The organism is Armatimonadota bacterium (genome assembly GCA_031459715.1).
Classification (GTDB): Bacteria; Sysuimicrobiota; Sysuimicrobiia; order Sysuimicrobiales; family Humicultoraceae; genus Humicultor; species Humicultor tengchongensis.
Window position 1 is genome coordinate 15,344 of record JAVKIA010000010.1, and the last position, 13,324, is coordinate 28,667.

At 68.8% G+C, this 13,324-nt stretch carries 14 protein-coding genes; all 14 read left to right on the forward strand.

The annotated features are described in order from the left end of the window. Positions 1 to 13: 13 nt before the first annotated feature. Positions 14 to 1,081 (forward strand): extracellular solute-binding protein, encoded by a 1,068-nt coding sequence (locus tag QN152_05670; GenBank protein ID MDR7539008.1) that lies wholly within the window; start codon positions 14 to 16, stop codon positions 1,079 to 1,081. Positions 1,082 to 1,185: 104 nt separating this feature from the next. Next, positions 1,186 to 2,250, forward strand: a complete 1,065-nt coding sequence (locus QN152_05675; protein ID MDR7539009.1) for an ABC transporter ATP-binding protein — start codon at positions 1,186 to 1,188, stop codon at positions 2,248 to 2,250. Beyond that, on the forward strand, positions 2,250 to 3,236 hold the full coding sequence (locus QN152_05680) for a succinylglutamate desuccinylase/aspartoacylase family protein (GenBank protein ID MDR7539010.1): 987 nt from the start codon (positions 2,250 to 2,252) through the stop codon (positions 3,234 to 3,236). Before QN152_05675 ends, QN152_05680 begins: the two co-directional genes overlap by 1 nt. Before the next feature lie 27 nt (positions 3,237 to 3,263). After that, complete coding sequence (locus QN152_05685; GenBank protein ID MDR7539011.1) at positions 3,264 to 4,112, forward strand: ABC transporter permease; 849 nt, start codon at positions 3,264 to 3,266, stop codon at positions 4,110 to 4,112. 36 nt (positions 4,113 to 4,148) lie between these two features. Continuing rightward, on the forward strand, positions 4,149 to 4,997 hold the full coding sequence (locus tag QN152_05690) for an ABC transporter permease (GenBank protein ID MDR7539012.1): 849 nt from the start codon (positions 4,149 to 4,151) through the stop codon (positions 4,995 to 4,997). A gap of 7 nt (positions 4,998 to 5,004) precedes the next feature. Further along, a complete protein-coding gene (locus QN152_05695; GenBank protein ID MDR7539013.1) occupies positions 5,005 to 5,949 on the forward strand; it encodes a succinylglutamate desuccinylase/aspartoacylase family protein in 945 nt (314 codons plus the stop codon). Beyond that, a complete protein-coding gene (locus QN152_05700; protein ID MDR7539014.1) occupies positions 5,942 to 7,102 on the forward strand; it encodes an extracellular solute-binding protein in 1,161 nt (386 codons plus the stop codon). Before QN152_05695 ends, QN152_05700 begins: the two co-directional genes overlap by 8 nt. A 7-nt stretch (positions 7,103 to 7,109) precedes the next feature. Beyond that, the gene (locus tag QN152_05705) at positions 7,110 to 8,180 is read left to right on the forward strand and encodes an ABC transporter ATP-binding protein (GenBank protein MDR7539015.1); all 1,071 of its coding nucleotides are present in this window, start codon (positions 7,110 to 7,112) and stop codon (positions 8,178 to 8,180) included. Continuing rightward, positions 8,177 to 9,088, forward strand: a complete 912-nt coding sequence (locus QN152_05710; protein MDR7539016.1) for an ABC transporter permease — start codon at positions 8,177 to 8,179, stop codon at positions 9,086 to 9,088. Before QN152_05705 ends, QN152_05710 begins: the two co-directional genes overlap by 4 nt. Then, entirely contained in the window at positions 9,085 to 9,903 is an 819-nt protein-coding gene (locus QN152_05715) for an ABC transporter permease (protein ID MDR7539017.1), read from the forward strand. The genes QN152_05710 and QN152_05715 overlap by 4 nt, the downstream gene beginning before the upstream one ends. Positions 9,904 to 10,011: 108 nt before the next feature. Continuing rightward, positions 10,012 to 10,443, forward strand: a complete 432-nt coding sequence (rplM, locus tag QN152_05720; protein MDR7539018.1) for a 50S ribosomal protein L13 — start codon at positions 10,012 to 10,014, stop codon at positions 10,441 to 10,443. Between the two features lie 28 nt (positions 10,444 to 10,471). Further along, positions 10,472 to 10,870 carry a 30S ribosomal protein S9 gene (rpsI, locus tag QN152_05725; GenBank protein MDR7539019.1) on the forward strand — a complete coding sequence of 133 codons (399 nt, stop codon included), beginning with the start codon at positions 10,472 to 10,474 and terminating at the stop codon, positions 10,868 to 10,870. A 172-nt stretch (positions 10,871 to 11,042) separates the two neighbouring features. Further along, the gene (locus tag QN152_05730; GenBank protein ID MDR7539020.1) at positions 11,043 to 12,386 is read left to right on the forward strand and encodes a cyclic 2,3-diphosphoglycerate synthase; all 1,344 of its coding nucleotides are present in this window, start codon (positions 11,043 to 11,045) and stop codon (positions 12,384 to 12,386) included. Beyond that, complete coding sequence (argF, locus tag QN152_05735) at positions 12,383 to 13,312, forward strand: ornithine carbamoyltransferase (GenBank protein MDR7539021.1); 930 nt, start codon at positions 12,383 to 12,385, stop codon at positions 13,310 to 13,312. The genes QN152_05730 and argF overlap by 4 nt, the downstream gene beginning before the upstream one ends. Positions 13,313 to 13,324 lie beyond the last annotated feature (12 nt).

Here is a 13,324-nt window from a genome sequence, read left to right on the forward strand (position 1 = left end):
AGGAGGGAGGACGATGGGAACCAGTCTGCGGTTGAGGCTCTGGCGCCCCGGGATGCTGCTGCTGGCAGCGCTCCTGGCGACGCTGGGAGTTTCCCCTCTGGCGGCCGCCCCGCGGGTGAAACTGACCATGTTCATCTGGGCCGGCGCCAACCAGGGTGTGGTGCCTCGGGAGGTGGTCACGCGCTATCTCCGCACCCACCCCAACGTGGAGGTCGAGTTCTGGGAATCCAACAACACCGTCACCTACCCCAAGATGGTGGCGGCCAAGCAGGCGAACCCCAACAATCCGCTGATCAACTTCGGCTACTTCAACATCGACGCCAGCAACCGGGGAGACGTGGACGACATGTGGCTGTCGCTGAACCCGGCGCGCATCCCCAACATGGCTCTGGTGCACGCCAGCCTGCGCCGGCCGGGAAACCGCGGCATCGGTTACGGTATTAGCGCCCTGGGGCTGATGTACAACAAGAACCTGGTAAAGGACCCACCCGACTCGTGGACGGCGTTGTGGGATCCCAAGTGGCGGGGCAAGGTCACCTTCTTCGACAACAACTTCTTCCCCCTGGTCCTGGCCGCCCGGCTGAACGGTGGCAGCGAGAAGAACATCGACCCGGGATTCCGCATCTGGGCGGAGAACGCCAAGAACCTGCGGGCGCTGGTGACCAGCAACGACCAGTTGAAGAACCTGCTGGTGAGCGGAGAGGCGCTGATTGCTCCCTGGTTCACCAGTATCTGGGCCTTCTGGGTAGAGGAGGGTGCTCCCCTGGGCTTCGTCAACCCCAAGGAGGGCGTGGTGGCCTTTCCCATCTACCTGCAGATCGTCAAGGGGAGCACGCCGGAGCAGGTGGCCGTCGCCGAGGAAATCATCAACGAGCTGCTGCTGGCGGAGAACAACGCCCGCTACGCGCGCCTCACCTTCGGCATCCCCTCCGTGCGCGGCGCGCCGCTCTCCCCCACCGTGGAGAAAATCCTCAACCCCAAGCTGCTGGACACGGCCATCTGGCTGGACTGGGCCACCATGGGGGCCAAGGCCAGCGAGTGGCGGCAGCGCTGGGAGCGTGAGGTGAAATCCCGGCTCTGAGGGGGCAGAGGCCGGCAGTGCCCACGGTGCGGGGGGGAAGCGAGCCGCAGCTCCGGCGTGGGTGGGGGTATTCTGTGGAAAGGCAGCGGCCGGCGGAGGCCGCGGTGGAGGTTCGTGAAATCACCAAACGCTTCGGCCAGGTGGTGGCCGTGCACGCGGTTTCCTTCAGTGTGGCCGAGGGGGAATTCTTCTCCCTCCTGGGCCCCTCGGGGTGCGGCAAGACCACCACGCTGCGGCTCATCGGCGGGTTTGAGTTCCCCGATAGCGGTGAGGTTCTCATCGGCGGACGGCTGATGGGGCGTACGCCCCCCAACCGCCGCGAGACCAATATGGTCTTCCAGCGGCTGGCGCTCTTCCCGCACTACAGCGTCTTTGAGAATGTGGCCTTCGGCCTGCGCATGCGACGGCTGCGCGAGGTCGAGGTGCGGCGGCGGGTGGCCGAAGTGCTGGAGCTGGTGCAGCTTGGGGGCCTCGCTGCCCGCCGCATCACAGAGCTCTCTGGTGGGCAGCAGCAGCGGGTAGCGCTGGCGCGGGCGCTGGTGAACCGGCCGCGCGTCCTGTTGCTGGACGAGCCGCTGAGCTCCCTGGACTTGAAGCTGCGCCTGCAGATGCAGGAGGAGCTGAAGCGCCTGCAACGTGAGCTGGGTACGATTTTCATCTACGTTACTCACGACCAGGGGGAGGCCCTGGCCATGAGTGACCGAGTGGGGGTCATGGCGGGCGGCCGCCTCTACCAGGTGGGCACGCCCATCGAGATCTACGAGCGGCCGCGTACCCGCTTTGTCGCCGGCTTCATCGGCGATGCCAACCTGATCGACGGCGTGGTGGAAGGACTGGACGGGCGTACGGTGACCGTGCGCGCGGGGGAAGTGCGGGTGCGCGCACAGCGACAGGGGTGGGAGCGACCCGGCGGGCCGCTTACCGTCTGCGTGCGGCCGGAGCGGGTGCGCCTGGATGTGGCGGGGACTGCCAACGGGCTGCGAGCGCGCGTGGAGGAACGGGCCTTCAGCGGCCATCTGGTGAAGTACCGCCTCTCCGCCGGCCCGCTGCGGCTGCAGGCCGCTGTACCGTACCTGCGGGGAATGCCCCTCTTCGAAATCGGCAGGGAGGTCCAGGCCGGCTGGGATCCCGAGCAGGCGGTCCCGGTGCCGGCAGAGGGAGGTGACTGATGCAGCGGACGCTGCAGGTGGCCGGGGTGGCCGCCGCCCCGGGGCAGCGGGTCCTGGGCGAGGTCGTGGCGGGGGAGCTGCCGGATGGGACCCCGGTGCGCATCCCGCTGGTGGTGCTGAACGGCGTCGCCGACGGGCCCATTCTCTGGCTGGGGGCGGGCCTGCACGGCACCGAGGTGCCGGGGATGGAGGTGATCCGGCAGGTCGTGCGGGAGGTAGTGGATCCGGCGCGCCTGCGGGGAGCCGTAGTGGCGGCACCGCTGCTCAACCCCTTCAGCTTCCACCAGCACCAGATGCTCACCCCGCAGGACGGGTACAACCTTAACCGCGTCTTCCCCGGCGATGCCCGGATGCTGCTCAGCCACCGCCTGGCGGCGCTGATCGCCCGGCTGGCAGAGGGGTGCGACGCATACATGGACTTCCACGCCAACCCCACCCCCGCGCTGCAGTTCTCCATTGTAAAGCACTCCGCCGACGCCGCCCTCTGGCAGCGCAGCCGGGCCCTGGCCCAGGCCTTCGGGGTCACCACCATCGAGATGATCCCCGCCCACGAACGGCACCGCACCGGCACCTTTACGGACATGGTGCAGCAGTGGGGCAAGCCCTGCCTGGTGCTGGAGCTCATCGCCTGGCGGAGGATCGATCCGGTTTCCCTGCGCACCGGGGTGAGGGGGACGCTGAACGTCATGCGGCACCTGGGCATGCTGGACGGCGAGATCGAGCCCCAGGAAGGAATCCCTATCATCGAGGGGCCGCTGTCCCGCATCGAGCTCACCGCCAACCGCGGCGGGCTGGTCTTCCCCCTCAAAGATGCGGGGGAGCCCGTCCGGGAAGGGGAGACCATCGGCGTTGTGCGCAACCTCTGGGGGGATGTGGTCGAGGAGGTCCGCACCCCCCGCGACGGGTGGATTCTTGCCTGGCCGCTACTGGGCAACCAGGCTGTGGCCACGGGGGACATCCTCACCTTTATCGCTTTCCGCCGGTAGGCCCGGACCGGCCGTGGTCAGGACCCGATGAGGATGCAGGGTTTCTTCACACTGGCTCTTCTGCTGCCGGCACTGGCCTTCATGGCGGTCCTCTTTGTCCTGCCGCTGGGGGTGTACCTGATCAACGGATTTCATCTCTTCGAGGCGGGGCGCATCGTCCCGGTGTGGACCCTGCGCACGTACATCGAGTTCCTGAGCGACCCCTTCGCCTACCGGGTGATCGGGGCGTCACTGCGCCTCTCCCTCCTGGTGACCCTGCTGGCCCTGGTCATCGGCTTTCCCCTGGCCTATGCGCTGCACACGCGGGTGCACAGTGTAGCCGGGCGTGCCGCGGTGGCGCTGCTGCTCTTCTCTCCCCTGGTGGTGAGCGTGGTGGTGCGCACCTACGGCTGGTTTATCCTCCTGGCCAACCGCGGCCTGGTGAACACGGCCCTGGGCGCCCTGCAGCTCCTGGAGGGGCCCCTCCCGCTGTTGTTCAACTTCCGTGGCGTGGTCATCAGCCTGACCCACATCCTGCTCCCCTTCGCCATCTTCCCCATCTACAGCGTGCTGGCCCGTCTGGATGTCTCTCTGAAGGAGGCCGCCCGCGATCTGGGCGCGGGTCCCTGGGAAGCCTTCACCCGTGTGACGCTGCCCCTGGCCATGCCCGGCGTGGTGGCAGCGGCCCTCATCTGCTTCACCCTGGCACTGAGCGCCTTTGTCACCCCCCAGCTCCTCGGCGGGGGGCGCGTGCAGGTGCTGCCTCTGATGGTCTACAACAGCACGGTGGAGATCAACTGGCCTCTGGGGGCAGTGGCCGGGCTGACGCTGCTGGTGCTCTCCGTGGCCGCGGTCTGGTCGTTCAACGCTCTGCTGCGGCGCCTGCCCAGCGTCTGATTATGAAGAGGGCAGGGTGATGCGAGGAGGCGGACGGTGAGCGTGCTTGCCCGGGAACTGTACATCGAGGCGCAGGAGGCCCGCGCCGAGCGACTGCGCACGGCCCTGCTGCGCACCGCCCTGGGCCTGGGGGTCGGCTTCATCCTCCTGCCGCTGCTTATCGTTGTCGTCTACTCCTTCAGCAGCGTTGCCTACGGCGTCTTCCCACCGCCCGGTCTCTCCCTGCGCTGGTACGGTAACCTGCTGGCGCAGGACGCCTTCCGCGCCGCCTTCCTGCGCAGCCTGGGCATCGGGATAGCTGCCACCACGGCGGCGCTGGTCCTGGGATTCCTGGCAGCGCTGGCGCTGGTACGGGCGCGCTTCACCGGGCGGGAGCTGCTGCGGGCCTTCATCCTGTCGCCGATCGTAATGCCGAAGATCGTCCTGGGCGTGGGCTGGTTCATCTTCTTCGCCCGCCTGGGCCTGCAGGGTGGGGTCCTTCCCCTGATCCTGGCCCACACCGTGGTGGTGCTGCCGTTCGTGGTCACGATCCTGGCGGCCAACATGGTGGGCCTGGACCCCTCCATAGAGGAGGCGGCTCAGGATCTGGGCGCCGGACTGCTCACGGTCCTGTGGCGCATCGTCCTCCCCCAGATCCGTCCCGGGCTGGCGGTGAGCGCGCTGTTGGCCTTCATCATCTCCTTCGACCAGGTGGAGAGCTCCATCTTCCTGGTGCGCGGCACCAACAACACCCTGCCCATCGAGATGTTCCTCTACATGGAAAAGTGGCAGGATCCGACCATCGCCGCGCTCTCCACCGTCCTCATCCTTTTTGCCGGGATTCTGGTGGCCGGCGTGGTGCTGCTGGCGCGGGGCGCGGACCTGCGGCGCCTGCTGGGGCGGTGAGGAGACCATGACGCGCACGGTCGAATGGATTGAGGTGAGCACCCTGGCCAGCGGGCAGGTGCTGCGTCTTCCGATCTACGAGGTGCGGGGGGAGGGAGAGCGGCCCGTGCTGGGCGTCTCGGCGGCGATCCACGGCGACGAGATCGTGGGGATCGAGGTTATCCGCCGCTTCCTGGCCTACCTGGAGACCACCCCCTTCCGCGGCGTTGCGCGCTGCCTCCCTGTGGCCAACCCGCTGGCGGTGGAGGCGCTCTCCCGGGGCACGCCGCTGGCGGTGGAGGTGGGCAACCTGAACCGGGTCTTTCCCGGCGACGCGGCGGGGGATCTGGTGGGGCGCCTGGCGCATCTCCTGGTGCAGCAGTTTCTCCGTCCCCTGACCCACCTGATCGACCTGCACGCCGGCGGGACCCACCCCATCGTCGACTACACCATCAGCCTGCGCGACCTGGAGATGGCGCTGGCCTTCGGGCAACGCGTGGTCCGACCCGTGGACGGCTACGGGGGGACCTTGGGCGCCGTGGCCGCCGCGGAAGGGAAGGCCGCGGTGGTGGCCGAGATCGGTGGAGGTTACGTGCTGGACCCGCTCTATGTGGAGGTGGGACTGCGCGGCGTGGTCAATGTGATGCGCCACCTGGGGATGGTGGACGGACGGCCGGAGCGTCCCGCGGAGCAGTGGATCGTCCCCACGGTGGTTGCCCTGCGGCCGCAGCACGGGGGGCTGCTCTACGCGGAGGTGACACCTGAGCAGATGGGCGCGGTCGTGGAAAGAGGACGGGTGCTGGGGCGGGTGCGCAGCCCGTACACCTTCGAGGTACTGGAGGAGCTACGCGCGCCCTTCGCCCGCAACGTACTGCTGCTGCTGCGCCCGGGGCTGACCCGGGTCAACCCGGGCGACTACGCATTCATGGTCGGAGACCTTGAGGGAGCGGAGGTGGTGAGGAACCGTGACTGAGCGGCGTCGAGAGGAGCAGGGGGAAGTAATGCCGCCGCCCGCCCCGGAGCTGACGCGGCGGGAATTCGTCCGGCACCTGGCCGAGGCCGGCTTCGGCCTCCTGGCCCTGGCGCAGGTGGGCGGGATCACCCTGGGCCTGGCCCGGGGCAGAGCGCAGGCCGCGGGACGGGAACGCCTGACGCTCTTCGTCTGGTCGGGGCTCAATTTGCCCGTGGTGGCCAGGGAGGTGGCCGCCTTCTACATGAAGGGGCACCCGGGCGTGCAGATCGACGTCATGGAGGGGCAGAATTTTGAAGTCTATCCCAAGATGGTGAGTGCCCGTAAGCTCACTCCGAACCAGCCCCTGGTGCACTTCGGCTACAGCAACACCCAGTTTACCTACCAGGGGGACGTGGACGACATGTGGGAGGCTATCGACCCGGCGAACGTCCCCAACATGAAGAACATCCTGCCGGACTTCCACCGCCCGCAGAATAAAGGGATAGGGTTCTCCATGGCCCCCGTGGGCCTGATGTACAATACCCGCCTGGTCAAGGAGCCGCCCACTTCCTGGACGGACATGTGGCACCCCCGATTCAAGGGCAAGCTCACCTCCATCAAGTACGCCTGGTACGCCAACGGCCTGGTCATCGCCGCCCGGCTCAACGGTGGCAGCGAGAAGAACATTGACCCGGGCTTCAAGCTGTGGGCGGAGCACGCGGATCAGTTCGTGGCCTTTGCCAACAGCAACGTGGAAATCCGCGACCTGGTGGTGAAGGGGGACGCGCACCTGGCGGCCATGTTCGGCGGGAACGTCCTCACCTGGAAGAACGAGGGGGCGCCGCTGGAGTTCGTCATACCCCGGGAGGGGATGATCTCCTTCCCCCTCTTCCTGGTGGTGGTCAAGGGTGTGACCCCCACTCAGAAGCGCATCGCCGAGGAGGTGATCAACCTCATCCTCTCCGACCGCTGGCTGGCCCGCTGGGCGGTCCTGACCCTCTTCGTGCCGGCGACCAGGCACCAGGTGGCCCCGCCGAGCCTGCGCGCCCTGCCCATGTATGACCCGCAGGCCATCGCCCGGGCCATCACCCTGGACTGGGCCACCATCGCGGCCAATGAGGCCCGCTGGCGGGAGCGGTGGGACAAGGAAGTGGTGGCCCGGATGCGCCGCTAGCCGAGCCATGGACGTCGACGTCGAGCTGGTGGAGGTGACCAAGTACTTCGGCCCCGTGCGGGCCGTGGACGGGGTCTCCCTGCATATCCCCCGGGGGGAGTTCTTCTCCCTGCTGGGCCCCTCGGGGTGCGGCAAGACCACGACCCTGCGCCTGATCGGCGGCTTCGAGCTCCCCACCAGCGGCGTGATCCGCCTGCAGGGGCGGGACGTCACCGACCTGCCGCCTTACCGCCGTGCCACCAACATGGTCTTCCAGCAGCTGGCCCTCTTTCCGCACCTGGACGTCTTCGAGAACGTGGCCTTCGGCCTGCGCCTGCGCCGGGTCCCTGCGGCCGAGGTCTCCCGGCGGGTACGCCGGGTGCTGGAGCTGGTGGGCCTGGGTGGCTACGAGCGCCGCCTGATCCACCAGCTCTCCGGCGGGCAGAAGCAGCGGGTGGCCATCGCCCGCGCTTTGGTGAACGAGCCCGCCGTGCTGTTGCTGGATGAGCCCCTGGGCAGCCTGGACCTGAAGCTGCGCCTGGCCATGCAGGCGGAGCTGAAAGCATTGCAGCACCGGGTGGGCACCACCTTCGTCTATGTCACTCACGACCAGGGCGAGGCTCTGACCATGTCGGACCGCATTGCTGTGATGCGGGATGGGCGCGTGGAGCAGGTGGGCGTGCCTCAGGAGATCTACGGCCGGCCGCGCACCCGTTTCGTGGCCACCTTCATCGGGGAGGCCAACCTGCTGGAAGGGCGCGTCCTGGGGCGAAACGGCGACGGGCTGATCGTCGGCGTGGGCCCCTTCCAAGCGCAGGCCCGGGGGCAGAGTGCGCCGCCCGGCGGGACGGCGGTGACGGTGGCTGTTCGCCCGGAGCACGTCAAGGTGGGCGTTGCGGCTGCGGCCTGTGCCAACCGGTGGCCGGCCATCATCCGGGACCTGACGTTCATGGGTCCGGTGGTGCGCTGCCGTCTGGCGCTCGCTGGGGGCGTGGTGCTGACCGCCGAGCTGCACAACGACGAGGTGGCCGACCTGCGGGTGGGCGGGACCGTGACCGTGGGGTGGGCTCAGCAGCACGGAGTGGTGCTGCAAGAATGACCCTGGCCGCCCCGCGCACCGTCGTCCCCGTGCCGCACCTCTCCCGCCGCCTGCGCGCGCGCTACGCCCACCTGGGGCTGATGGCGCCGGCGCTGGCGGTGAGCGCCGCGGTCTTCTGGCTGGCCATGCTCATCCTGCTGGTGATGAGCGTCTACCCCTTCCTCGCCTCGGGCACCCCACGGCTCACCCTGGAGGCGTGGCGCAAGTTCCTCGGCGACAGCTACTACTGGGGGGTCGTCGGCACCACGGTCTACCTGGCCGCGCTGGTCACCGGGCTGGCGCTGCTCATCGGCTACCCCGCGGCCTATGCCATGAGCAAGATCCGCCGGCCGGCGCTGCTCCTGGGGGCCTACCTGATCCTCTTCTCGCCCATTCTGGTGAGCGTGGTGGTGCGCACCTACGGGTGGCTGCTGTTGCTGGGTCGGGAAGGAGCGGTGAACTACCTCCTGCGGGCCGCAGGGATGATCACCGAGCCGCTCCCCCTGATCTTCAACCTCACCGGGATCGTCATCGCCATGGTGCACATCCTCCTGCCCTTTATGGTCTTCCCCATCCTGGGCGTGATCAGCCAGCTGGGCCCGGAGATGAAGGAGGCGGCCATGGACCTGGGGGCGACGCGGTGGCAGACCTTCCGGCGGGTCACCCTTCCCCTGACCCTCCCCGGAGTGGTCTCCGGGGCCCAGATTGTCTTCACGCTCACCGTGAGCGCCTTCGTCACCCCTTTCCTCATGGGCGGGGGGAAGGTCCAGGTGCTGAGCGGCCTGATCTACCGCGACATGGAGGCGGTGAACCTGGGGTTCGCGTCGGTGACGGCCTTTGTCCTCCTGGGGCTGGCGGTGGCCATCCTCCTGCTGAGCAACCGTCTGGTCGGTCACATCTACGCCCGGGCGGAGGTGGAGCGGGTGTGAAGGCGCGGACGGATGCCGTGGTCGTGGCACTGCACCTGTGGCTTGGCACCGTGCTGCTCTTCATGCTGGCGCCGATTCTCTTCGTCTTCGTCTACGCCTTCAGCAGCGTCTCCTATGCCGTCTTCCCCCCTCCTGGCGTCTCCCTGCAGTGGTTCCACAAGCTCTTCACCCAGAGCGACCTGCTGCGTGCGGCGGCTAACTCGCTGCTTGTCGCCGCGGTGGCGACAGGCGTCAGCCTGCTGCTGGGAACGCTGGCCGCCCTGGGGCTGGTGCGCTACCGTTTCTTCGGCCGGGAGGCCCTCCGGGCGGTCTTCCTGGCACCGCTCACCGTGCCACGGATCGCCTTCGGCGTGGGCATTATGATCTACATGATCCTCCTGCGGCGCTTCGGGGGGCTGGACAGCCTGATCCTGGCCCACCTGATGGTCACCATGCCCTTCGTCATCTCCATCCTCTCGGCCAGCCTGGTGGCTGCGGAGCGCGTCCTGGAGGAGGCGGCCATGGATCTGGGCGCCACGCCCCTGCAGACCTTCTTCAAGGTGTCGCTGCCCCAGATCCGTACGGGCCTGTGGGTGAGCGGCTTCTTCGCCTTCATCATCTCCTGGGACCAGGTGGAGACTTCACTCTTCCTGGTGAAGACGGACAACGTGACGCTGCCAGTGGCCATGTTCTACTACGTGCAGCGCCACCAGGATCCGGTGATCGCCGCACTCTCCACCTTCCTCATCGCCCTGGCGGCAGTGCTGGGGGTCGCGGCCGTGCTCACGGCCAACCCGCGCGACCTCTCCCGGCTGCTGGGGGCGGGGGGCCGGTAACCCTAGGCGGCACTCGCGGCGGTCGAGGTTTCCTTGACGCATCCCCGGGCAGCCCGTACAATGGCGCTCGGTCTGCTGCATCCCCACAGGGGAAGGTGGTATTGCCGGATGGCGTCAGGAGCACGGTCACCGGATGAGGGTCGCCGCTGGCGGCTGGTGGACGCCGAGGGGCGTGTCCTCGGCCGGCTGGCCACCCAGGTGGCGACGGCCCTGCGGGGCAAGGACCGGCCGACATTTTCGCCGCACCAGGACTGCGGCGACTTCGTCGTGGTGATCAACGCGGCCAAGGTACGGCTGACCGGGAAGAAGCTGCAGCAAAAGCGGCTATATCGCCACTCCGGCTATCCCGGAGGGTTGCGCGCCGTCCCTTACGAGCGGCTGCTGCGTACCCACCTGGAGTGGGTGATCCGGGAGGCGGTGCGGGGGATGCTGCCCAAGAGCGCCCTGGGCCGGCGGCTGCTGCGCAAGCTGAAGATCTACCCGGGACCTACTCACCCGCACGCCGCGCAGCGGCCGCAGGAGGTGGGGCCGGGCCGGTAGCCAAAAGGGGGAGGACGAGACTGTGACAATGGTGATGGCTCAACCGCTGGCCCACGCCTCGGGAAGCCGCAAGGAGGCTCGCGCCCGGGTGTGGTTGCGGCCGGGCAGCGGGCGGATCCTGGTGAACGAGCGAGAGGTGGACGCCTACTTTCCCACAGCCGCCCTGCGCGCTGCCGTGCGCCGGCCGCTGGTCCTGGCCGGAGCGGAGGGACGATTCGACGTCTCCATCCACGTGGATGGAGGCGGGGTGCGCGGGCAGGCGGAGGCGGCGCGGCACGCTCTGGCCCGGGCGCTGCTGCGGGTGGACGAGGGACTGCGGCCGGTGCTGCGCGGCGAGGGGCTGCTCACCCGCGACCCCCGGATGAAGGAACGGAAGAAGTACGGGCGGAAGCGCGCCCGGAAGGGCTTCCAGTACAGCAAGCGGTAGCTGGTGGCGGGGTCTTCCCGCAGGAGGGTGGACCTCGGTCCACCCTCCTTTGCTTGTGGCGGGTCTTATGGCGATCTGGTGAGGGATCCTGCGGCGGATCCTGCCGGCGGAAGGGGAGGCCGGTAGCCGCCGTCGGCCGTGGGGCGGTGGGGGTCTGGGCGGAGGACGGGCCGTGACGGTGCGGGTGGTCATTCTCGGCGCGGGAGGGCGGGACTTCCACAACTTCAACGTGTACTTCCGGGAGCGGCCGGAGTACGAGGTGGTGGCCTTCACCGCCGCCCAGATCCCTGCCATTGAAGGGCGGGTCTACCCTCCAGCCCTGGCCGGGCCCCGCTATCCCAGCGGGATTCCCATCGTCGCTGAGAAGGAGCTGACCGACCTGATCCGCCGCCAGCGCGTGGACCAGGTGGTCTTCGCCTACAGCGACGTCTCCCACGAGCACGTCATGCACCTGGCCTCGCAGGCCCTGGCCGCGGGGGCCGGTTTCCGCATCCTGGGACCGGAGGAGACCATGCTCCGCTCACCCGTCCCGGTGATCGCCGTGGGGGCGGTGCGCACCGGTAGCGGGAAGAGCCAGACCGCCCGGCGGGTGGCGGCCATCCTGCGGGCGGCGGGCCGGCGGGTTGTAGTCATTCGCCACCCCATGGCCTACGGGGACCTGCTGCGGCAGCGGGTGCAGCGCTTCGCCACTCCGGAGGACCTGGACCGGGGCGCGCTGACCATCGAGGAGCGGGAGGAGTATGAACCCCATCTGGCCGCCGGGACGGTGGTCTACGCCGGCGTGGACTACGCCCAGGTAGTGCGCCAGGCGGCGGCGGAGGCCGAGGTCATCCTCTGGGACGGGGGCAACAACGACTTCCCTTTTATCCGCCCCGACTTCTTCATCGTCGTGGCCGATCCGCACCGCGCCGGGCACGAGCTCCGCTACCACCCCGGCGAGACCAACCTGCGCCTGGCGGACGTGGTGGTGATCAACAAGGTCGACACCGCGTCCCCGGAGAATGTGGCGGCGGTGCGGCGCAACGTGGCCGCAGTCAACCCCCGGGCGGTGGTGGTGGAGGCGGCCTCGCCCATCACCGTCACCCATCCGGAGGCGCTGACCGGGCGCACCGCGGTGGTGGTGGAGGACGGGCCCACCGTGACCCACGGGGAGATGCCCTACGGGGCCGGCCTGCTGGCGGCACAGCGGTACGGGGCGCGGGTGATTGACCCGCGCCCTTATGCCCGGGGCTCGATCCGCGAGGTGTACCGAGCCTACCCCCACCTGGACCGGGTCCTCCCGGCCATGGGCTACGGGAGGGAGCAGATCGCCGAGCTGGAGGCCACGCTACAGCAGGCGGAGGCGGAGGTGGTGGTCAGCGGGACGCCGGTGGACCTGCGGCGGGTAGTCCGCCTGGACAAGCCCATCGTGCAGGTGACCTACGAGCTGGAGGAACGGGGCTCACCCACCCTGGCGCAGCTGGTGGAGCAGTGGCTGGCCGGGGTGCCGGGGAGCGAGGGGAGGCGGGGGAGATGATGGATCTGCGCGGACGCGACCTGGTCTCCATGGACGACCTGAGCGCGGAGGAGCTGTGGGCGGTGCTGGACTTCGCCCGCGACCTGAAGCGCCGCTGGGAGCGGGCCGACCGTCCCCAGCCCCTGACCGGCCGCATGCTGGCCATGATCTTTGAGAAACCGTCGCTGCGCACCCGGGTGACCTTCGAGGTGGCCATGTACCAGCTGGGCGGGGCGTCCATCTACCTGGCCCCCCAGGACGTCCAGCTCGGTGTGCGGGAGACGGTTCCTGACGCCGCACGCAACCTGGAGCGGTGGGTGGACGTGATCATGGCCCGCACCTTCTCCCACCAGACGGTGGTAGAGCTGGCGGAGCATGCGCGCATCCCGGTGATCAACGGCCTCTCCGACCGGGAGCACCCCTGCCAGACGCTGGCAGATCTGCTTACCCTCTACGAGCGCTTCGGAGGGTTCAAGGAAATCACGCTGGCCTGGGTGGGGGACGGCAACAACGTCTGCCATTCGCTCCTGCTGGGCGCAGCCAAGGTGGGGCTGACCGTGCGCGTGGCCACCCCGCCGGGGCACGCTCCTGATCCCGCCATCCTGCAGCGTGCCCAGGCGCAGGCCCGCAGCAGCGGGGCGACCATCACCCTGACCATGGACCCCGAAGAGGCGGTGCGGGGGGTGGACGTGATCTACACCGACGTCTGGGCCAGCATGGGTCAGGAGCATGAGCGCGCCCAGCGGCTGCAGCTCTTCCGCCCCTATCAGGTGAACGCAGCGCTGCTGCGGCTGGCGCGTCCCGAGGCGGTGGTGATGCACTGCCTGCCGGCACACCGCGGGGAGGAGATCACCGCCGAGGTGCTGGACGGACCGCAGGCCATTGTCTTCGACCAGGCGGAGAACCGGCTGCACGCGCAGAAGGCGCTGCTGGCGATGATACTGTAGAGGGAGAGAGGG